Annotated in this window: 16 protein-coding genes; 13 read left to right on the forward strand and 3 right to left on the reverse strand. The window is 72.9% G+C overall.

The features are described 5' to 3' along the window. The first annotated feature begins 251 nt into the window (after positions 1 to 251). The 3 genes from J2Z30_RS37060 (at position 252) to J2Z30_RS37070 (ending at position 2,711) form a co-directional block, all read left to right on the forward strand. Positions 252 to 1,415 carry a glycerophosphodiester phosphodiesterase gene (locus tag J2Z30_RS37060; RefSeq protein ID WP_044568637.1) on the forward strand — a complete coding sequence of 388 codons (1,164 nt, stop codon included), beginning with the start codon at positions 252 to 254 and terminating at the stop codon, positions 1,413 to 1,415. A gap of 147 nt (positions 1,416 to 1,562) precedes the next feature. After that, on the forward strand, positions 1,563 to 2,084 hold the full coding sequence (locus J2Z30_RS37065) for a sigma-70 RNA polymerase sigma factor region 4 domain-containing protein (RefSeq protein WP_044568636.1): 522 nt from the start codon (positions 1,563 to 1,565) through the stop codon (positions 2,082 to 2,084). A 123-nt stretch (positions 2,085 to 2,207) separates the two neighbouring features. Continuing rightward, positions 2,208 to 2,711, forward strand: a complete 504-nt coding sequence (locus J2Z30_RS37070; protein WP_044568635.1) for a GNAT family N-acetyltransferase — start codon at positions 2,208 to 2,210, stop codon at positions 2,709 to 2,711. 184 nt (positions 2,712 to 2,895) lie between these two features. Here the strand turns inward: J2Z30_RS37070 and J2Z30_RS37075 are convergent, their stop codons facing one another. Both J2Z30_RS37075 and J2Z30_RS37080 read right to left on the reverse strand, forming a co-directional pair. Beyond that, positions 2,896 to 3,360 carry a hypothetical protein gene (locus tag J2Z30_RS37075; RefSeq protein ID WP_044568634.1) on the reverse strand — a complete coding sequence of 155 codons (465 nt, stop codon included), beginning with the start codon at positions 3,358 to 3,360 and terminating at the stop codon, positions 2,896 to 2,898. A 16-nt stretch (positions 3,361 to 3,376) separates the two neighbouring features. Beyond that, positions 3,377 to 3,745 (reverse strand): hypothetical protein, encoded by a 369-nt coding sequence (locus J2Z30_RS37080; protein WP_044568633.1) that lies wholly within the window; start codon positions 3,743 to 3,745, stop codon positions 3,377 to 3,379. Positions 3,746 to 3,894: 149 nt separating this feature from the next. Between J2Z30_RS37080 and J2Z30_RS37085 the strand changes: the two genes are divergently transcribed. The 9 genes from J2Z30_RS37085 to J2Z30_RS37125 all read left to right on the forward strand — a co-directional run bounded on the left by J2Z30_RS37085 (position 3,895) and on the right by J2Z30_RS37125 (position 16,906). Continuing rightward, the gene (locus tag J2Z30_RS37085; protein ID WP_044568632.1) at positions 3,895 to 4,542 is read left to right on the forward strand and encodes an HAD-IA family hydrolase; all 648 of its coding nucleotides are present in this window, start codon (positions 3,895 to 3,897) and stop codon (positions 4,540 to 4,542) included. Between the two features lie 401 nt (positions 4,543 to 4,943). Then, positions 4,944 to 5,999 (forward strand): methionine ABC transporter ATP-binding protein, encoded by a 1,056-nt coding sequence (locus tag J2Z30_RS37090; RefSeq protein WP_044568631.1) that lies wholly within the window; start codon positions 4,944 to 4,946, stop codon positions 5,997 to 5,999. After that, positions 5,996 to 6,778: a methionine ABC transporter permease gene (locus J2Z30_RS37095; protein ID WP_044568630.1), complete on the forward strand. Its 783-nt coding sequence runs from the start codon at positions 5,996 to 5,998 to the stop codon at positions 6,776 to 6,778. The genes J2Z30_RS37090 and J2Z30_RS37095 overlap by 4 nt, the downstream gene beginning before the upstream one ends. Positions 6,779 to 6,868: 90 nt before the next feature. After that, complete coding sequence (locus J2Z30_RS37100) at positions 6,869 to 7,693, forward strand: MetQ/NlpA family ABC transporter substrate-binding protein (protein WP_044568628.1); 825 nt, start codon at positions 6,869 to 6,871, stop codon at positions 7,691 to 7,693. Between the two features lie 198 nt (positions 7,694 to 7,891). After that, on the forward strand, positions 7,892 to 8,539 hold the full coding sequence (locus J2Z30_RS37105) for a GNAT family N-acetyltransferase (protein ID WP_044568626.1): 648 nt from the start codon (positions 7,892 to 7,894) through the stop codon (positions 8,537 to 8,539). Between the two features lie 297 nt (positions 8,540 to 8,836). Then, complete coding sequence (gene cbiE / locus J2Z30_RS37110; protein ID WP_044568625.1) at positions 8,837 to 10,090, forward strand: precorrin-6y C5,15-methyltransferase (decarboxylating) subunit CbiE; 1,254 nt, start codon at positions 8,837 to 8,839, stop codon at positions 10,088 to 10,090. Between the two features lie 280 nt (positions 10,091 to 10,370). After that, positions 10,371 to 14,678 (forward strand): nicotinate-nucleotide--dimethylbenzimidazole phosphoribosyltransferase, encoded by a 4,308-nt coding sequence (cobT, locus tag J2Z30_RS37115; protein ID WP_044568623.1) that lies wholly within the window; start codon positions 10,371 to 10,373, stop codon positions 14,676 to 14,678. Positions 14,679 to 14,785: 107 nt separating this feature from the next. After that, positions 14,786 to 16,006: a uroporphyrinogen-III C-methyltransferase gene (cobA, locus tag J2Z30_RS37120; RefSeq protein ID WP_044568622.1), complete on the forward strand. Its 1,221-nt coding sequence runs from the start codon at positions 14,786 to 14,788 to the stop codon at positions 16,004 to 16,006. 81 nt (positions 16,007 to 16,087) lie between these two features. Beyond that, positions 16,088 to 16,906 carry a TrmH family RNA methyltransferase gene (locus tag J2Z30_RS37125; RefSeq protein WP_044568621.1) on the forward strand — a complete coding sequence of 273 codons (819 nt, stop codon included), beginning with the start codon at positions 16,088 to 16,090 and terminating at the stop codon, positions 16,904 to 16,906. A gap of 109 nt (positions 16,907 to 17,015) precedes the next feature. On the opposite strand, the gene J2Z30_RS37130 is transcribed toward J2Z30_RS37125, so the two are convergent. Next, positions 17,016 to 18,407, reverse strand: a complete 1,392-nt coding sequence (locus J2Z30_RS37130) for a serine/threonine-protein kinase (protein ID WP_044568620.1) — start codon at positions 18,405 to 18,407, stop codon at positions 17,016 to 17,018. A 468-nt stretch (positions 18,408 to 18,875) separates the two neighbouring features. On the opposite strand from J2Z30_RS37130, the gene J2Z30_RS37135 reads away from it, so the two are divergent. Further along, complete coding sequence (locus tag J2Z30_RS37135; RefSeq protein WP_037951761.1) at positions 18,876 to 19,112, forward strand: DUF8836 family protein; 237 nt, start codon at positions 18,876 to 18,878, stop codon at positions 19,110 to 19,112. Positions 19,113 to 19,292: the final 180 nt, after the last annotated feature.

Here is a 19,292-nt window from a genome sequence, read left to right on the forward strand (position 1 = left end):
TCGGGGTCAAGGTCTGGGACGCAACCGCGTACGGTTCGTCAACCTCGTACCGCACCCGAGCGCCGATGAGGACGATACTCGCCGGTCGCGCTCCGGCGCACACCAGGTTCACCCACCTGGTACGCGGTGTTGCCCCCCGTTCCCCACGCGTTTCGCCCGACGTCTCCCGTAGGAAAGCCGCCCACGCCTACCATCAGGCCGTTCTCTGACGGGATTTGACAGGTGTTGAACACCACATCAAGGAGTGCTGCATGGAGCGGGAGCAGAAGCCCGGACGGCGCGCCCTGCTGGGGGCCGCGGCCCTCGGCGCGGGAGCGATGGCGCTGAGCGGTGCGGGCACGGCTACGGCCGCGGAGCCGCGGACCGCGCCGGGCGCGGCCGCGGGAACGTCCGGCCGGGGCCATGAGCTGCCGGTTCCCACCGTGATCGGCCACCGCGGCGCCAGCGGCTACCGGCCCGAGCACACTATCGGCTCGTACCAGCTCGCCCTGGACATGGGCGCGGACATCATCGAGCAGGACGTGGTCCCCACCAAGGACGGCCATCTGGTCTGCCGCCACGAGAACGACATCACGGCCACCACGGACGTCTCCGCCCACCCGGAGTTCGCCGACCGCAAGACCACCAAGACGGTCGACGGCACCAAGCTCACCGGCTGGTTCACCGAGGACTTCACCCTCGCCGAGCTGAAGACGCTGCGCGCCAAGGAGCGCATCCCGGGCAACCGCCAGCGCAACACCCTCTACGACGGCCGCTGGGAGGTGCCCACCTTCGAAGAGGTGCTCCAGTGGGCCGAGCGCGAGGGCCGCGAGCGCGGCCGCCGGATCTGGCTGTACGTGGAGACCAAGCACCCCACCTACTTCCGCAAGCTCGGTCTCGGTCTCGAGGAGCGGGTGGCCAAGCTGCTCCGCCGCTACGGCCGCCACCGCGAGGACTCGGCGCTGTTCCTCCAGTCCTTCGAGCCGAGCAGCATCCAGCGGCTGCGCAAGCTGGTGGACACCCCGTCCGTCGTGCTGCTGTCCACCATCGACAGCCGGCCCTGGGACTTCGTCGAGGCGAACGACCCGCGGACGGTCGCGGACCTGGTCAAGCCCGAGGGGCTCAAGTGGATCGCGAGCTACGCCCAGGGCATCGGCCCCGATCTGTCGGTCATCATCCCCCGGACGCCGGACGGCAAGCTGGGGACGCCGACCAGCGTGGTGAAGGACGCGCACGCGGCGGGGCTGGTCCTGCACCCGTACACCATGCGCAACGAGAACACCTTCCTCCCGGCCGACTTCCGCCGCGGCAGCGACCCCAACGCCTACGGTGACGCTTTCGGGGCGTTCAAGGCATATTTCGCGACCGGAATCGACGGCATCTTCTCCGACAACGCGGACACTGCGCTGCTCGCGGCGGCGGACTTCCGCAAGTGATCCGCCCGTGAGAGGCGGCGGCGGGGGCGCGCGAGCGTCGAGCGGCGGGGCGCGCGAGCGTCAAGGCGCGGCCCCGCCGCTTCCCCGGTCGGGTGAGACCTCGGTCACCCGGCAACCACCCCGTGACCGGGCCTCGTCCCGCCCGGCATGGACCTTGTGAAGCAGCTGGGCCCGTTGCTGGCCGCCGAAGCGGCGGCCGAGGCACACGGCGTCGGCGTCGAGCCCGCCGAACTCGAACAGGCCGTCTGGCTGCGGCTGCTGGAACACACCCGGGACACCGGACCGCCGCCCCACCCCGCCCGCTGGCTGCGCTGCGCCGTCCGGGCCGAGGTGCGCGGGGCCAGGCGCCGGGCGCGCCGCGAGGTGCCGTACGACCCGGTGGCCGGCGGACCGCCCAGCGGCCCCGAGCCCCGTCCGGCCGAACACGCCGTGCTGGCCGCGGAGACCCGCCGGACGCTGCGCGCGGCGGTGCGGCGGCTGCCCGGACGCTGCCCCGCACTGCTCGCGGCGATGCTCTCCCGCGCGGATCCCACGTATCGCGAAATCGCCGGTCAGTTGGGAATGTCACAGGGCAGTCTGGGCCCGGTACGTTCCCGATGTCTGGGTTGCCTGCGCAGAATGCTCACGGCGGAGGTTGCGGCTCCTGAACCGTGGGGAAAGGAGCGATAGACAACCGGCGCCTCGGAGGCGGACGCCGACCACGCGGCGCTTCCACCCAGGCCATGAACCCCCGGTCGCACTCCTACCCTCACCGCGACCGGTGGACTGACGACATAGGGGAGGCATGCGCACATGGGCATGAGCGTGACCATCTCCGCGGCGACCGCGGACGACGCCGAGCAGATTCTGAAGCTGCAGTATCTGTGCTACCAGGGCGAGGCGGAGCTCTACGGCGACTTCTCGATCGAACCGCTGACGCAGTCGCTCGACGACCTGCGCGCCGAACTGAGCGAGGGCTGTGTGCTCGTCGCCCGGCTCGGCGCGGAGGTCGTCGGCTCGGTCCGCGGAGTCGTCGACGACAAGGGGACCGCCGCCATCGCCAAGCTGATCGTCCACCCCCGGATGCAGCGGCACGGCCTGGGCGGGCGGCTGCTCGCGGCGATCGAGGAGCGGCTCTCCGAGGACCGGGCCGCCAAGCGGTACCGCCTGTTCACCGGCCACCGCAGCGAGGGCAATCTGCGGCTGTACCGCCGCTACGGCTACGCCCAGGTGGGCACCGAGGAGGTCAACCGCCGGCTGAGCCTGGTCACCCTGGAGAAGGACGCCACGGCCACCGCGTACGCCGCCAGCGCCTAAGCACTCCGCTGGATGTGCCGCGATGCGTCGTCGGTCATCCGCGGCGCCGTCGTGGCCGGTCGCGCCCCGTGGCGGAGCCACATATCGATGCAGCCCCGCGCCCCTTCGGGGCGCTGCCGAACCATAGCGGACTTCCTCCGACCTGCTTAGACCGTGGGCGGACGCGGCCCAGGGCCCGCCGGGGTCAGCCCCGGCGGGCCTTCCTGAGCCACAGCAGGCCCGTGACCGGCAGGAAGATCGGGATGAACAGATAGCCCATCCCGTAGTCGGACCACACCGTCTGGTCCGGGAAGGCCGACGGATCGGCGAGGGTCCAGGTGCCCACGGTCAGCACCCCCAGCAGCTCCAGCGCACAGCAGACGATCGCCGCCTTACGGGCGCCTTCGCCGCCGCGCACCAGCGAGACCGTGATGAACGCGTACACCGCGGCGGAGACCGCCGAGAGGATGTAGGCGAGCGGGGCCTCCTGGTACTGCGCGATCAGCTGGTAGATCGAGCGGGACGCGGCGGCCACCGTGAACACCCCGTAGAGCATCACCAGCAGCCGCCCCGGGCCCTGACCGAGCCCGGTGCGCGCAGCGGATTCCGCCTTCCCGGCCGTCTTCCCTGCCTTCCCGGCCGCTTTCCCGGCCGCCGGGTCCTCGGTCATCGACGCCTCCCGTGATTCAGCCACCGACGCCTCCCCAGATGTCGTAGAGCCGCACCTCGAGCACGGCCAGCACCACGGCCGCCGCGGAGACCGTCGCCGACCCCCAGCGGGTCCGCTCGGTCAGCGACATGAACGCCGCGATCGGCACCGCGAGCGCCGAGCCGATGAGATACGCCACGAAGATGGCCACACCCTGCTGGGGGTCGTCCCCGCCCGCCAGCCGCACCACTCCTATGACCAGCTGCACGACCGCCAGCAGGGCCACCACGGCCATGCCGATGAAGTGCCAGTCCTTGGTCGGCTGGTCCCGGTAGGCGGCGAAGCCGCACCACGCGGCGAGGAGGAGCGCGGTCACACCGAGCGCGACCGTCAGCGCGTCGATCAACGGGACCTCCGCGCGGTGCGGCGGCGCACCCGACGGCGGCGCACACAGGGAGTGACAAGCATGGGACGAGGGTAATCGGCCCGGCCCGCCGCACTGCGCTCGGCCCCGCGCCCGAGGGCCTCCGCCACCCCCCACGTACGCTGCGGCTCATGAAGATCTCCGCTGACGCGCTGTTGTTCGACAACGACGGAACCCTCGTCTCGTCCCTGGATTCGGTCCTGCGCTGCTGGACCCGCTGGGCCGGGGAGCAGGGGATTGCGGCGGAGGACTTCGCCCGGGTCGAGCTGCACGGCCGCCCGGCCGACGACATCATCGCCGAGCTGCTCCCCGCCGACCGCGCCCCGCGGGCCCGTGCGCGCATCGACGAGCTGGAGCTGGAGGACGTACCGGGCGGGGTGAAGCTGCTCCCCGGCGCCGCCGAGCTGCTGGCGGGGCTGCCCGCCGGGCGCTGGGCCGTGGTCACCTCCGCCTACCGCGAGCTGGCCGAGGCCCGCCTGGCGGAGGTGGCGATCCGGCCCGGGACGCTGATCAGCGCCGATGACATCACCCGCGGCAAGCCCCACCCCGAGCCGTTCCTGCTGGCCGCCGAGCGGCTCGGAGTCGACCCGGCACGCTGTGTGGTCTTCGAGGACGCCCCGGCCGGGCTCGCGGCGGGCCGCGCGGCCGGGATGCGGACCGTGGCATTGGCCACAACGACCGACCGGGCCGAGCTGGTCGCCGATGTCGTGGTCGAGGACCTGTCGGCCGTGTCCGTACAGGTCTCCGACGGGGGAGTGGAGATCACCTGCCGGGTCTGAACCGGGTCCCGGCCGCCCCGCCGCCCGTCCACGGACCGAGCGGCGCCGTCCGTTATGCGGACATGCTTGATAGGTCCGCACCGGTGTCTGTTTTACTTGCAGCCATGACCACGACGAGCTGCCGCATCCCTGCGACCGAGGCGATCCCCACGCCCGGTGCTCGTTGTCGGTGTCGAATGTGTGACCGCTGAGGGCCCCTGCTGAGCCTCGCGCCCCGAAGCGAGACCCGCTGAGCCGGATCCGTGCGTCCATCGCGCCGGACCGCGCCGCCCCGCGTCACCGGAACCCGAACCGCGCCCACACACCGGGCATGCCCTCGGGTCCACCCTGCCGCGTTCCGAAATGAACGAGCCGTGCCCGGCGGCACCAACCGCCGTGCACTCAACAGTGACGGAAACCCTGTGATCACCACCACGGACCTGACCAAGGTCTACCGCTCACGAGGCCGCGAGGTCACCGCCCTCGACGGCGTCGATCTGCATGTCCGCGAGGGTGAGGTGTACGGCGTCGTCGGCCAGAGCGGCGCCGGGAAGTCCACCCTCATCCGCTGTGTCAACCTCCTGGAGCGCCCCACCTCCGGCACGGTCAGCGTGGCCGGCCAGGACCTCACCGCACTCGCCGGGCGCGGCCACCGTGCGGGGTCCGCGCTGCGCCAGGCGCGCAGCCGTGTCGGCATGGTGTTCCAGCACTTCAACCTGCTCTCCTCGCGCACCGTGCGGGACAACGTCGAGCTGCCCCTGGAGATCCTCGGCGTCTCCGGCAAGGAGCGCACCCGCAAGGCCCTGGAGCTGCTGGAGCTGGTGGGCCTCGCCGACAAGGCGAAGGCGTACCCCGCGCAGCTCTCCGGCGGCCAGAAGCAGCGCGTCGGCATCGCCCGCGCGCTCGCCGGCGACCCCAAGGTGCTGCTCTCGGACGAGGCGACCTCCGCGCTCGACCCCGAGACCACCCGCTCGATCCTCCAGCTGCTGCGCGACCTCAATGAGCAGCTGGGCCTGACCGTGCTGCTCATCACCCACGAGATGGACGTCGTCAAGAGGATCTGCGACTCGGCCGCGCTGATGCGCGACGGGCGGATCGTGGAGTCCGGCAAGGTCAGCGAGTTGCTGGCCACGCCCGGCTCCGAGCTGGCCCAGGAGCTCTTCCCGGTCGGCGGGGTGCCCTCGGGCGAGGACCGCACGGTCGTGGACGTCACCTTCCAGGGCGAGGCGGCCACCAAGCCGGTCATCTCCCAGCTGTCCCGTACGTACAACATCGACATCTCGATCCTCGGCGCCGCCATGGACACCGTCGGCGGCCACCAGGTCGGGCGGATGCGGATCGAGCTGCCCGGCCGGTTCGAGGAGAACGTCGTCCCGATCGGCTTCCTGCGGGAGCAGGGCCTCCAGGTCGATGTGGCGGCCATCGCCGACGGCCCGCGCGCGAACCCGACCCCGCTGCTCAAGGAGGGCGCCAAGTGACCTGGTCCGAGATGGAGCCCCTGCTGGAGCAGGCGTGTTGGGACACCCTCTACATGGTGGGCTGGTCGGCGCTGATCGCCGTCGCCGGCGGACTGCCGCTCGGCGTGCTGCTGGTCCTCACCGACCGCGGCGGAGTGCTCCGAAACGTCGTGGTGAACAAGGTCGTCGGGCAGGTCGTCAACATCGCCCGCTCGATGCCGTTCATCATCCTGATGGTCGCCCTGATCTCCTTCACCCGCGCGATCGTCGGCACCACCATCGGTCCCGAGGCCGCCATCGTGCCCCTGGCCATCGGCGCCATCCCCTTCTACGCCCGGCTCGTGGAGACCTCGGTGCGCGAGGTGGACGGCGGGCTGGTGGAGGCCGTGCAGTCGATGGGCGGCTCCACCTGGACGGTCGTCCGCAAGGTGCTGCTGCCCGAGTCGCTGCCGTCGCTGATCTCCAGCGCGACCACCACGATCGTCGCGCTCATCGGGTACTCCGCGATGGCCGGCACGGTCGGCGCCGGTGGCCTCGGTGACCTCGCCGTCCGCTACGGCTATCTGCGGTTCGAGACCAAGCTGATGTGGATCACCGTCGCCATCCTCGCGGTGGTCATCGCCGTCATCCAGTTCGCGGGCGACCTCGCCGCCCGCGGCCTGTCGCACCGCGGCCGCTCCTCGGTCGCCCCGCGGCTGGTGCTGCTGCGCGGCGGCGCGTCCCGGGCCGGGAAGCCCGCGCCGGAGCGGCGGGCCGCGCCCGCCGAGATCGAGACCGTGGAGCCCACCAAGGTCCCCTGAGCCCCCACCCCTTCACCCCGTACCGCCCCGCCCGAAATCCGCTTCCGCACCCGCGGCGGATTCGTGCGCCCCCGAAGAAAGGCACTTTTCGTGCGTAACACCACCAAGACCGTCACCACCGTCCTCGCCGCCGGAGCGCTCGCCCTCGGTGCCGCCGCGTGCGGCGCCCCGGGTTCGTCGGACGACAAGAACGGCGCGCTGGTCGTCGCCGCGAGCCCCGTCCCGCACGCGGAGATCCTCAACTACGTCAAGGACCACCTGGCCGACAAGGCGGGCCTCAAGCTCGAGGTGAAGGAGTTCACCGACTACAACACGCCGAACCTCTCCACCCAGGACGGCTCGGTCGGTGCCAACTACTTCCAGAACCAGCCGTTCCTCGACGACTTCAACAAGAAGAAGGGCACCGACATCGTGCCCGTCGTCACCGTGCACCTCGAACCGCTCGGCCTCTACTCGCACAAGGTGAAGAAGGCCGGTGAGCTCAAGAAGGGCGCCACCGTGGCCGTCCCGAGCGACACGGTCAACGAGGCCCGCGCGCTGAAGCTGCTGGACGCCAACGGGATCGTCAAGCTCAAGAGCGGCGTCGGCAACGAGGCCACCCCCAAGGACATCACCGCCAACCCCAAGGGCCTGAAGTTCAAGGAGCTGGAGGCCGCCCAGCTGCCGCGGTCGCTCGACGACGTGGACGCCGCGGTCATCAACGGCAACTACGCCATCGAGGCGAACCTCAAGCCCGCCAAGGACGCCATCGTCCTCGAATCGCCCAAGAACAACCCGTACGGCAACTTCCTGGCCGTGAAGAAGGGCAACGAGGACGACCCGCGCGTCAAGAAGCTGGCCAAGCTCCTCACCTCCCCCGAGGTGAAGAAGTTCATCAAGGACAAGTACCAGGGCTCCGTACTGCCGTCCTTCTGATCCGCGGCACACCGTCACCACCGCAACGAATTCGCCAACGTTTCCCGCCCGCCGGCGGATCCCCCGAGGCTCCGCATCCGGACCAGAACCGGATGCGGAGCCTTCCGATTCACCCCCCGTGCTGCATTTCCCCTGCGTGATGCTGCATGCTGGGCCTTTCCACGGCCCAGACAACCACCCCCGGTTACGGAGCGGCGCATGACATCCACCTTCCCGGACATCTCCATCAGCACGGAACGGCTGGTGCTGCGCCCGTTCGAGGAAGCGGACATACCCGCGCTCGCGGACATGATGAATGACGAAAGCGTCATCGCCTGGACCCGGGCGCCCTATCCGTACAGGCTCGCCGACGCCCGCGACCAGGCGCTGCGACTCGCCCCGGCGGAACGGACCACCGGCCGCGGAATCGTCTTCGCGGTCGCCGAATTCCTCACCCAGCGGCTCGTCGGCATCGTGCATCTGCGGAATACCGACTGGCGGCTGCTGGCCACCGAGGTCAGCTATATCGTCGCCCACTGGGCGCGCGGTGAGGGCTACGCCTCGGAGTCGGTGCTGGCCGTGGCCCGCTGGCTGTTCCAGGACCAGAAGTTCGAGCGCCTGGAGCTGCGCACCGCCGCGGGCAACACCGCCGCCCAGCAGGTCGCCCAGAAGGTCGGCTGCATCAGCGAGGGCGTATTGCGCCACGCCTGGATAGCCCGCACCCAGACGGAGGACGGCGGCTGGACCGATCTGCGCACCGACCTCATCGTCTGGAGCCTGCTCGCCGAGGACCTCGACGGCACTCCCGACCGGATCTCCGGGCCCGACGGCTTCGGCGTCTACCCCACCTACTCCGACTGGGGCTGACACCTCCGACCGCACCCCGGCCGGGGCGGACATCCGGCGCATTCGCGCCGTCCGCGCCCTCGGCGCACCACCCCAGCGCCCGCCCCCGCTCCGGCGGTCCGGACCAGCCGGGGTACTCTCTGTCCGCGCCGAGCACCCGCGCCTCGGCGGCGTCCGGGGCCGTGCCCCGCGCATCCGCGGCGCACCGGCCGCGACCCGCCCGTGGACCCCCGCGGGCACCACACCGCGACGCATCCGCACCCCACCGCGACGCACCCGACAGACCCGACCCGCCACACATAGGGGAGAACAAGGACGATGGCCGACCGCGTCACGGTGATCGGTTGGGACGGCACCCCGCTCACGGACGCGGCCCGCTCCGCCCTCGGCGCGGCCACCCTCGTGGCCGGCGCCGCCCATCACCTGGCGCTGCCCGAGGTCCCGCCCGGCGCCGAGCGGATCCGGCTCGGCAGCGTGGACCTCGCGGCCCGCAGGATCGCCCAGCACCGCGGCTCCGCCGTGGTCCTGGCCGACGGCGACCCCGGCTTCTTCGGCGTCGTCCGCGCCCTGCGCGCCCCCGAGCACGGGCTCGAGGTCGAGGTCGTCCCCGCCGTCTCCTCCGTCGCCACCGCCTTCGCGCGGGCCGGGATGCCCTGGGACGACGCCCAGGTCGTCGTCGCCCACAGCCGCGATCTGCGCCGCGCGGTCAACGTCTGCCGCGCCCACACCAAGGTCGCCGTCCTCACCTCGCCCGGTGCGGGGCCCGCCGAACTCGCGCTGCTGCTCGGCCCGGTGCACCGCACCTTCGTCATCTGCGAGGCCCTGGGCACCGAGCGCGAGCAGGTCACCGTGCTGACCTCCGACAAGGTCGCCGACCACACCTGGCGCGACCCCAACGTCGTCATCGTCATCGGCGGCTCCGGCACAGCGCCCGTCCGCGGCGGTTCGCCGGCCGGTGCCGGGCGTGGTGCCCTCCAGGGCGGCGGCTGGATCGCCGGACGCGAGCCCGGCTACCCGGGCACTGTCCGCGGCTGGGCGCTGCCCGGCCCCGCGTACGGGACCGCGCTGAGCGAGAGCGAGTCCCCGCAGCTGCGCGCCCTCCAACTCGCCCGCGTCGGCCCCCGCCTGGGCGACCTGGTCTGGGACATCGGAGCGGGCAGCGGTGCGGCGGCCGTCGAGACCGCCGGGTTCGGCGCCGCCGTCATCGCCGTCGACCGCGATCCCGACGCCTGCGAGCGCACCGCCACCCTGGCCCGCCGCTTCGCCGTACAGCTCCAGGTGGTCCAGGGCGTCGCGCCCGAGGTGCTGGAGGACCTGCCGGAGCCGGACGTGGTGCGGATCGGCGGCGGGGGCGCGCCCGTGGTCGCCGCGTGCGCCGCGCGCCGCCCCGAGCGCATCGTCACGCAGGCCGTGACCCGGGACGAGGCGGAGGCCATCGGCGCGGCGCTGGAGGACGGCGGCTACGCCGTCGAATGCGTGCTGTCGCAATCCGTCGAACTGGACACGCGGGGCTGGACCGAACGGGAGCGCGCGGTCGCCTTCATGCTGTGCGGCCACCGCCCGCACCAGTGATTTTGTCCTTGTGACGTTCGCCCCGAGCTTCGCCCCGGTGACCTGCTCCGGGCATCGCCCGGGGTAGGCTGGCGGATCGTTGTACTGCCTATACCGCTGCCCGGCGTTCGGTGCTTTATTGGCCAAAGGCCGGAATGTGCCCCTCCCTTGGTGGGGCCGCGGTAGGCAAGCCTCGGGCGTGTCTACGTGCCGCGCACGGCGCATGCTCGTTCTTGCTCAGGGGGCTTGCTCTCGGCGGTAGGCGGTTGGAAGGAGCACTAGCGATGGGCGAGGGGTACGCATGACCGACACCGGCCAGGTCCCGGGCGAGGGACTGCCGGAGAACGCAGGCGGACGACTCGGACACCCGCACCCGGCGGATGTCCATGCCCCGCCCGCCGACGCCGGTTACATCGAACAGCCGCAGCCCGGTGTCCCTCCCGGCGCCGCCTACACCTTCCCCGACGGCTCCGAACACGTGGGCGAGGAGGACGACCTGCTGCTGATGCCGGGCGCCCAGGGTGCCTGGAGCGAGCAGCAGGCCCAGTACCAGACCGGGGCGTACGAGGCGGGCGTGCTCGACCCCGCCGCGTACGCCGAGGCCCAGATGGTCGAGCCACTGCCCGTGGCGGACCAGTCCCTACCGCAGCAGGCCCCCGCCCCGGCCGCTTACGCGGCGCCCACCGCCCCCGCCCGGCGGCCGCTCCACATGGGCCCGCCGGTACCCGACACCTCCAACGGCGTGGTGCGTTCGCTCGCCGACCGGGGTCCGGCGGCGGGTCGGCACGCCGCGCCCGTACGCCAGCCGGAGCCCCAGCCGCAGGAGCATCAGGTCTCGCCCGAGCAGCAGGCCGTCCCGGAGGTCCCGGACCCGCAGCTCGCGCCCGAGCAGCAGCCGCAGGTGCCGCACCAGGTCGCGTCCCAGCCCGAGCTGCTGCCCGAGCAGCAGCCGGAGTACGGGGCGGGGGCGCAGCAGGGTGTCCCGGCGCCCGAGCAGGGCGGGATGACCGAGCAGCCGTTCGCCGGGCCCGAGCAGTTCGTCATGGCTGAGCAGCCGTTCGCCGGGCCTGAGCTGTTCGTCGTCCCCGAGCAGCAGCCGGTCATGCCCGAGCAGCAGCCCGTCATGCCCGAGCAGCCGCCGGTGGCGGACTACTCCACCGCGCCCCAGTACGCCGCCGGGCCGCAGTACTTCACCCCGCAGCCCGAAGACCCGGGTCGGCTCCCCGGGCCCCAGCTCGCGGACCTCTCGCAGCTCGTCGACGCCCCGCCGCCGGGGGACGCGTGGGACTCCACACCGCCGGCGCGGCAGGGAGTTCCCGTGGAGTCGGGGGTTCCGGCCGAGGAGCCGCAGGTCACGGAGGTGCCCGAAGCGGAGCCCGCTCCCGAGCAGTTCGCCCGGCCCGAGGCGGTGGCGCCGGAGGCGCAGCCGGTCGTGATGGACCAGGGGTATGTGGACCAGGGGTATGTGGACCCGGTGGTCGTGGACCCGGCTGCCGTAGATCCGCACCAGACGGGTGCGACCATCCCGGCCCAGGCCGGGGCGCCCGTCGTGGAGCCCGCCCCGCAGGCCGCCGTGGCCGAGGAGCAGGTCGTCGACATCCCGGCCCAGGTCCAGACCGAGCCGGTCACCGAATTGCCCGAGGCCCAGCCCGTCCCGGCTCCGGTCACGGAGGCCGCACCGGAGATTCCGGCGCAGCTGGCCCATGAGCCGATCGCGATCGAGGTGCCGCCCGCTCCCGCCGCCGAGCCCCCCGCCCAGGAGGTCGCTCAGCAACTCCCGGAGCAGCCCGCCGAAACGGTGGAGCAGCCCGCCGTGGACCCGGGTCACTCGATAGTGGCCGACGAGACGCTTCAGCCCGAGGAGTCCGCCGACGAGGTGTCCCAGCAAGAGGCGCCCGCCGAGCCGCAGGCTGAGGCCGTACCGGAGGCCGATGCTGAGGCCGAGGCCGTGACGCCGGAGGAGCCCGCCGAGGAGCAGACGGCGGCCGAGGCGCTTGAGCAGACGGCGGCCGTGCCGGAGCCCGAGCCCGCCGCCGAGTCGGAGCTCCCGGAGGCGGCGGCCGAGGCCGTGGCTGAGGAGCCGTCACCGGAGGAGCAGGCTCCCGGGGCCGAAGCGGTAGACACCCCGGACGCCGAGGCCGCCGCGAGTGAAGCGCCCGAGGCGGAGGCGCCCGAGACCGCCGAGGCCGGGGCGGCGCCCGCCGGGCCGGAGGCGGAAGCGGCGGCCGAGGCGGTGCCGGAGGCCGATACGGAGGCCACCGAGTCCACGGCGGAGGCTGAAGCAGGGACGGAGGCCCAGCCCGCCGAGCCCGAGGCGGCGGCCCCCGATACGGCCCCCGAAGGCGCGGCCACCGAGCCCGAGCACACCGAGCCCGAAACCCAGGCCACGGAGCAGGACGCCACGGAGCCGGAGGCCGGTACCCCGGAATCCGACGCCCCGGAAGCCATCGAGCCCGAGGCCGGCGCGATGGAACCCACCGAGGCCGAGACCGAGCCCGAGGCCGAGCCCGCCGAACCGGAGACCACGGACGCGGAAGCCGCCGAACCCGAAGCCACGGAGCCCGAAGCCACGGAGCCCGAGGCCGCCGCCGAAGCCGACGCCTCCGAGACCACCGCCTCCGAAGCCACCGACGCCGAGGCCGTCGCCCCCGAGCCGGAGCCCGAGCCGGAATCGGAACCCGGGACGGCCCCCGAGGACGCCAACCCCGAGGCGGCCCTCGAACCAGCGGCGGAGCCGGAGCCCGAGTCGGAAACCGAGCCCGAGTCGGAAACCGAGCCGGAGTCGGAAACCGAGCCGGAGTCGGAAACCGAGCCGGAGCCGGAAACCGAGCCGGAGCCGGAATTCGAGCCCGAGGCGGTCCCCATCCCCATCGGCCCCCGCGCCGAGGGGTACGACGACGCCGAGCGCGCCGCCGTGCACCGCGTGATGCGCGAGCGCCGGGACATCCGTAACGGCTTCCGGCCCGACCCCATCCCGCACGAAGTCCTGCTGCGCGTCCTCGAAGCCGCGCACACCGCGCCCAGCGTGGGGCACTCCCAGCCGTGGGACTTCGTCGTGATCCGCTCGGAGGAGACCCGGCGGGCCATGCACGAGCTGGCCGTGCGCCAGCGGGACGCGTACGCCAAGTCGCTCCCCAAGGGCCGGGCCAAGCAGTTCAAGGAACTGAAGATCGAGGCCATCCTCGAGACCCCGGTCAACATCGTCGTGACCGCCGACCCCACCCGTGGCGGCCGCCACACCCTCGGCCGGCACACCCAGCCGCAGATGGCGCCGTACTCCTCCGCGCTCGCGGTGGAGAACCTGTGGCTCGCCGCCCGCGCCGAGGGCCTCGGCGTCGGCTGGGTCAGCTTCTTCGACGAGCGCGAGATGGTGCGGGAACTCGGGCTGCCCGAGCATCTGGAGGTCGTGGCGTATCTGTGCGTCGGGTACGTCGACGAGTTCCCGGAGGAGCCGGAGCTGATGAAGGCCGGGTGGTCCAAGCGCCGCCCGCTGTCCTGGGTGGTCCACGAGGAGTCGTACGGCCGCCGCACCCTGCCCGGCGGGGACCCGCACAATCTGCTCCAGGAGACCCTGCGCGGCATCCGCCCGCTGGACGCCAAGGCGCTCGGCGAGGCGTGGGAGCGGCAGAAGCGGATGACCAAGCCGTCCGGCGCGCTCGGCATGCTGGAGATCATCTCCGCCCAGCTGAGCGGGCTGTCCCGGCAGTGCCCGCCGCCGATCCCGGAGCCCGCGGCCGTCGCGATCTTCGCGGGCGACCACGGGGTGCACGCACAGGGCGTCACCGCCTGGCCGCAGGAGGTCACCAGCCAGATGGTGGCCAACTTCCTGGGCGGCGGCGCGGTCTGCAACGCCTTCGCCGGTCAGGTGGGCGCCGAGGTGTGCGTCGTGGACGTCGGCGTGGCGAGCGATCTGCCCAGCACCCCCGGGCTGCTGCCGCGCAAGGTGCGGGCGGGCACCGGGGACTTCACCGTCGGCCCCGCGCTCACCCGCGAGGAGGTGCTGCGCGCCATCGAGGTGGGCATCGAGACCGCCCGCGACCTGGTGGCCGCCGGGAACAAGGCGCTGCTCACCGGGGAGATGGGGATCGCCAACACCACCGTGTCGGCCGCCCTGGTCTCCATCTACACCGGCGCCGACCCGGCCGAGGTGACCGGGCGCGGCACGGGCATCAACGACGAGATGCACGCGCGCAAGATCGATGTCGTACGGCGCGGGCTTGAGCTGCACCAGCCCGATCCGGCCGACCCCATCGGAGTCCTGTCGGCGATCGGCGGCCTGGAGCACGCCGCGATCGCCGGGCTGCTGCTGGGCGGCGCCTCGCTGCGTACGCCCGTGATCCTGGACGGGGTGAGCGCGGGCGCCGCCGCGCTGGTCGCCCGCGCCATCGCGCCCGAGGTGCTGGCGGCCTGCATCGCGGGCCACCGCAGCGCCGAGCCGGGCCATGTGGCGGCCCTGAACAAGCTGGGCCTGCGGCCGCTGGTCGACCTGGATCTGCGGCTCGGTGAGGGCACCGGGGCGCTGCTCGCCCTCCCGGTGGTGCAGAGCGCCGCACGGGCGATGCACGAGGTGGCCACGTTCGACTCCGCAGGGGTCACGGAGAAGAACTGATGCGTGCCCCCGCCGCGTAGGGTATCGGCGGGGGCCCCGCCCCACAGACGATCAGCCGCTCCAGCGCCGCAGCGGCCGTTGCTTCGCACGAGGAGAGCCGCACCGCCATGTCCGAAAACTTCGCATACCCGGTCGGGCTGCGCCTTTCCGGGCGGCGTGTCGTCGTCCTCGGGGCGGGTCAGGTCGCCCAGCGCCGGCTGCCCGCGCTGATAGCGGCCGGTGCGGACATCCTGCTGATCTCGCCGTCCGCCACGGCCTCCGTCGAGGCCATGGCCGAGGCGGGGGAGGTGCGCTGGGAGCGCCGCCGCTACCAGGAGGGCGACTTCGAGGGCGCCTGGTACGTCCTGATCACCACCGACGACCCGGAGGCCAACGCCGCCGCGTCCGCCGAGGCCGAGGCGCGCCGCATCTGGTGCGTGCGCAGCGACGACGCCGCGGCCGCCTCCGCCTGGACCCCGGCCACCGGGCGCAGCGAGGGCGTCACCATCGCCGTCCTCACCGGACAGGACCCGCGCCGTTCCGCCGCCGTACGGGACGCCGTGGTGGAGGGGCTGCGCGACGGCACCCTCGCCGCGCCCCGCCACCGCTCCCGCGGCCCCCGTGTGGCGCTGGTGGGCGGCGGCCCCGGCGATCCGGACCTGATCACCGTGCGCGGCCGCCGCCTGCTCGCCGAGGCGGACGTGGTGGTGGCCGACCGCCTCGGCCCGCGCGATCTGCTCGATGAACTGCCGCCGCATGTCGAGGTGATCGACGCGGCGAAGATCCCGTACGGCCGCTTCATGGCCCAGGAAGCGATCAACAACGCGCTGATCGAGCACGCCAGGGCGGGCAAGTCGGTGGTCCGCCTCAAGGGCGGCGACCCCTTCGTCTTCGGGCGCGGCATGGAGGAGGCGGAGGCGCTCGCCGAGGCCGGGATCCCGTGCACCGTCGTGCCCGGCATCTCCAGCTCCATCAGCGTCCCGGGCGCGGCCGGGATCCCGGTGACCCACCGGGGCGTCGCGCATGAGTTCACGGTGGTCAGCGGCCATGTCGCGCCCGACGACCCCAGCTCCCTGGTGGACTGGGCGGCGCTGGCGCGGCTGCGCGGCACGCTGGTGCTGCTCATGGCCGTCGAGAAGATCGGCGCCATCGCCGCGGCCCTCGTCGCCCACGGCCGCGCCGCCGACACCCCCGTCGCCGTGGTCCAGGAGGGCACCACCCCGGTCCAGCGCCGGGTGGACGCGACCCTCGCCACCGTCGGGGAGAAGGTCGCCGCCGAGGGCGTACGGCCCCCGGCGGTCGTGGTGATCGGTGAGGTCGTCGCCCTCTCGTCCCGTGACCACCGGTGACGTCATCGGGACGTAACCGCCGGTAACTTATTCACGTCGGGCTCATTGGCACCGCATCCAGGACAAGGCAGTATCACTTAAGTGGCTGATCTCATCACCGTCGATGATCCGGACGACCCGCGGCTGAGCGACTACACGGGTCTGACCGATGTGGAGCTACGACGCAAGCGGGAGCCGGCCGAGGGCCTGTTCATCGCCGAGGGCGAGAAGGTGATCCGGCGCGCCCGGGTCGCCGGTTACGAGATGCGCTCGATGCTGCTGTCGTCCAAATGGGTCGATGTGATGCGGGACGTGATCGAGGACGTCCCCGCCCCCGTCTACGCCGTCAGTCCCGAACTGGCCGAACGCGTGACGGGCTACCACGTCCACCGCGGCGCCCTCGCCTCCATGCAGCGCAAGCCGCTGCCGGACGCGGAGACGATCCTGGCGGACGCGCGGCGCGTCGCCATCATGGAGTCCGTCAACGACCACACCAACACCGGCGCCATCTTCCGCAGCGCGGCGGCCCTCGGCATGGACGCCGTGCTCCTCTCCCCGGACTGCGCCGACCCCCTCTACCGGCGCTCGGTCAAGGTCTCCATGGGCGCCGTCTTCTCGGTGCCGTACGCCCGCCTGGAGAGCTGGCCGCGCGGACTGGAGGCGGTCCGGGAGGCGGGCTTCAAGATCCTCGCACTGACCCCCGACGAGAAGGCCACCACCATCGACGACGCGGCCCCGCACCGCCTGGAGCGGGTCGCGCTGATGCTGGGCGCGGAGGGCGACGGGCTCTCCACCCAGGCGCTGATGGCCGCGGACGAGTGGGTCCGGATCCCCATGGCCCACGGCGTGGACTCCCTCAACGTGGGCGCGGCGGCGGCGGTCGCCTTCTACGCGGTCACCTCGGGCAGACCCGGGCTCTGACCGGACTTCGCCCCTGGGACCCCGGGGTCTGGGGCGGAGCCCCAGTTTCGGGAAGGGGCGGGGAGGGGAAAGGAGCCCGCCACAGGCGTCACGATCCGTCCGACGCGCCCTAGCGACCGTCAGGTTCGGCCGCCACCGAGCCCGCCCCAGAGCCCGCCACCGAGTCCGCCCCAGAGTCCGCCACCGAGCCCGGCGCCGCCGACGAGACCGCCCCCGTCGGCTTCGGCGGCGAGCCCAGGCCGTTCGCCGGACCCTGACAGCCCTGCGCCGCCGCGATCCCCAGCGCCACCAGCAGCGTCACCACGACGAACACGGTCAGCCGCTGCCGCAGCAGCCGGCGGTTGGGCCCGCTGGGGCGGCGTCCGTTCGGCGAGGTGCGCACGGTCTGGGCCGGGCGCCCCGTACGCGCGGGTGGCCTCGGGCCACCCCGGCGCTGCGCCGGGCGCGCGGGCGTGTTCCGCCCCGAGGGCCGTCCCGAACCCCCGCCCGTACTGGCCCCCGGCCGCTGCGACGGGGGCCCGCTCCGCGGCGCGGGCGTACCGCCGGAGCGCCGCTCCGTGTGCTGGTCGGCATACGCCTCGGGGCGCCGCGCCGGGGGACGGCCCTGCCCGCCGCCGTAGCCCCCGGCACCGGCACCGGCACCGGCACCGGCACCGGCACCGGAGCCGGAGCCGTGGCCGTGCGCCTCGCGCGCGGCGATCTCCTTCAGCCGCAGCGACAGTTGCAGGGTGCTCGGCCGGTCCTCCGGATCCTTGGCCAGGCAGGCGTGGAGCAGCGGCGCCAGGGCGTCGGGGACGCCCAGCAGCTGCGGCTCCTCATGGACCACCCGGTACAGCATCACCTCGGAACTGCCGTGCCCGAACGGCGAGTCCGCCGTCGAGGCGTACGCGAGCGTGGCGCCCAGCGCGAAGACGTCGGTCGCCGGGGTCACCGCCGCGCCCCGCACCTGCTCGGGCGCGAGAAAGCCGGGCGAGCCGACCGCCGTGCCCACGTGGGTGAGGGTGCTGGCCCCGGTCGCCCAGGCGATGCCGAAGTCGATGATGCGCGGGCCCTTGGGCGAGAGCAGGATGTTGGAGGGCTTGAGATCGCGGTGGACGACCCCCGCCTCATGGACCGCCAACAGCCCCTCCGCCAGCGCCGACCCGATCGACGCGACCTGGGCGGCGGGCAGCGGGCCCTCCTCGTTCACCTTGTCGTGGAGGGACGGGCCCGGTACGTACTGGGTGGCGAACCAGGGGCGGTCGGCCTCCAGGTCGGCGGCGACCAGCCGGGCCGTGCAGCCGCCCCGGATCCGCCGCGCGGCGGAGACCTCCCGGGCGAACCGGGACCGGAACTCCCGGTCCTCTGCGAGGTCCGGCCGGATCACCTTCAGGGCGACCCGCTGCCCGCGCCGGTCGGAGCCGAGGTAGACCACCCCCATGCCGCCCGCGCCGAGCCGCCGGTGGAGGCGGAAGGAGCCGACGACACGCGGGTCCTCGCGCCGGAGCCGCATCATCGCCATGTCCGTCCCCTACCTCCGGTGGGGAGGCCCCTAGGGCCTGTCTGGAGTCGTGATCTGGGCTCGCGGGGCGTGGCACGCACGCTCGCGGCGTTGCCGAAATGCCCTAGTAGCTCCGCTACGAGGGCCTTCCGGCGCCTTGCGATCGCACGCACCACGCCCCGCTCCCTGATCCAGATCACAACTCCGGACAGGCCCTAACCCCTGGTGGGGAGCCCCATCCGCTGCCGTCTGCTTGCCGTTTGCCGTCGAACTGCCGCCGGTTCGCCGCTGTGGTTCCGTTGCCGTCCGTCTGACGTGCACAGCTTACGGATTGACGGCCCCTCGCGCTGAGAGGCCGCGCATGCGTCGGCCCATGGATTGTCAGTGGTGCCTGGGATCCTGGAGAAGTGGGCCGGAATCGTGGCAATCCGCGCTCGGGCCCGCTGCTGCGTGATCTCAAAAGGCCGTCTCAGAAGGGGGATTGAGACCGTGAAGGGTGATCGTGTGGAGATAGTCGTGGACGCGGGGGACACGACGCGGACATATGAAGTGGTGGCCACCAGGGCGGGGCGGAGGGTCGAGACGGCGGTCCGGCGGGGGGTGGTGGAAGTGAGCGAAGTCACCCGTAATGGGTCGGTGGTGCGGACTGCCCGCTTCATGGCCAACCGGGTCCTGGCCCTGGTCGAGCAGCCGGTGCCGCGGAGCGAGGAGGGCGAGGGTGAGTAGAGCCCGCAGGGGCTCGGAGGGGCACACTCCGCGGGCTCCGGAGGGCCCCCGGAAGGATCCCTTCCGCGGTCCCCTCCGGGAAGACCCCAAGGCGTGAGGCCGCATCTCCACCCAGGGGAGTAGTCAACGCCTCCCGGGGTCATCCTCCGGGAGGCCCGGCAATCGGTACGAAGGCATGAC

Source organism: Streptomyces iranensis (assembly GCF_017874715.1).
Lineage (GTDB): Bacteria > Actinomycetota > Actinomycetes > Streptomycetales > Streptomycetaceae > Streptomyces > Streptomyces iranensis.

What these genes read in the sequence shown, in the direction of transcription:
- J2Z30_RS37105 (WP_044568626.1), top strand. Translation starts at nt 7,892, where the DNA reads ATGACATCCACCTTCCCGGACATCTCCATCAGCACGGAACGGCTGGTG.
- J2Z30_RS37060 (WP_044568637.1), top strand. Translation starts at nt 252, where the DNA reads ATGGAGCGGGAGCAGAAGCCCGGACGGCGCGCCCTGCTGGGGGCCGCG.
- J2Z30_RS37065 (WP_044568636.1), top strand. Translation starts at nt 1,563, where the DNA reads ATGGACCTTGTGAAGCAGCTGGGCCCGTTGCTGGCCGCCGAAGCGGCG.
- cbiE (WP_044568625.1), top strand. Translation starts at nt 8,837, where the DNA reads ATGGCCGACCGCGTCACGGTGATCGGTTGGGACGGCACCCCGCTCACG.
- cobT (WP_044568623.1), top strand. Translation starts at nt 10,371, where the DNA reads ATGACCGACACCGGCCAGGTCCCGGGCGAGGGACTGCCGGAGAACGCA.
- J2Z30_RS37085 (WP_044568632.1), top strand. Translation starts at nt 3,895, where the DNA reads ATGAAGATCTCCGCTGACGCGCTGTTGTTCGACAACGACGGAACCCTC.
- cobA (WP_044568622.1), top strand. Translation starts at nt 14,786, where the DNA reads ATGTCCGAAAACTTCGCATACCCGGTCGGGCTGCGCCTTTCCGGGCGG.
- J2Z30_RS37130 (WP_044568620.1), bottom strand. Translation starts at nt 18,407, where the DNA reads ATGGCGATGATGCGGCTCCGGCGCGAGGACCCGCGTGTCGTCGGCTCC.
- J2Z30_RS37070 (WP_044568635.1), top strand. Translation starts at nt 2,208, where the DNA reads ATGGGCATGAGCGTGACCATCTCCGCGGCGACCGCGGACGACGCCGAG.
- J2Z30_RS37075 (WP_044568634.1), bottom strand. Translation starts at nt 3,360, where the DNA reads ATGACCGAGGACCCGGCGGCCGGGAAAGCGGCCGGGAAGGCAGGGAAG.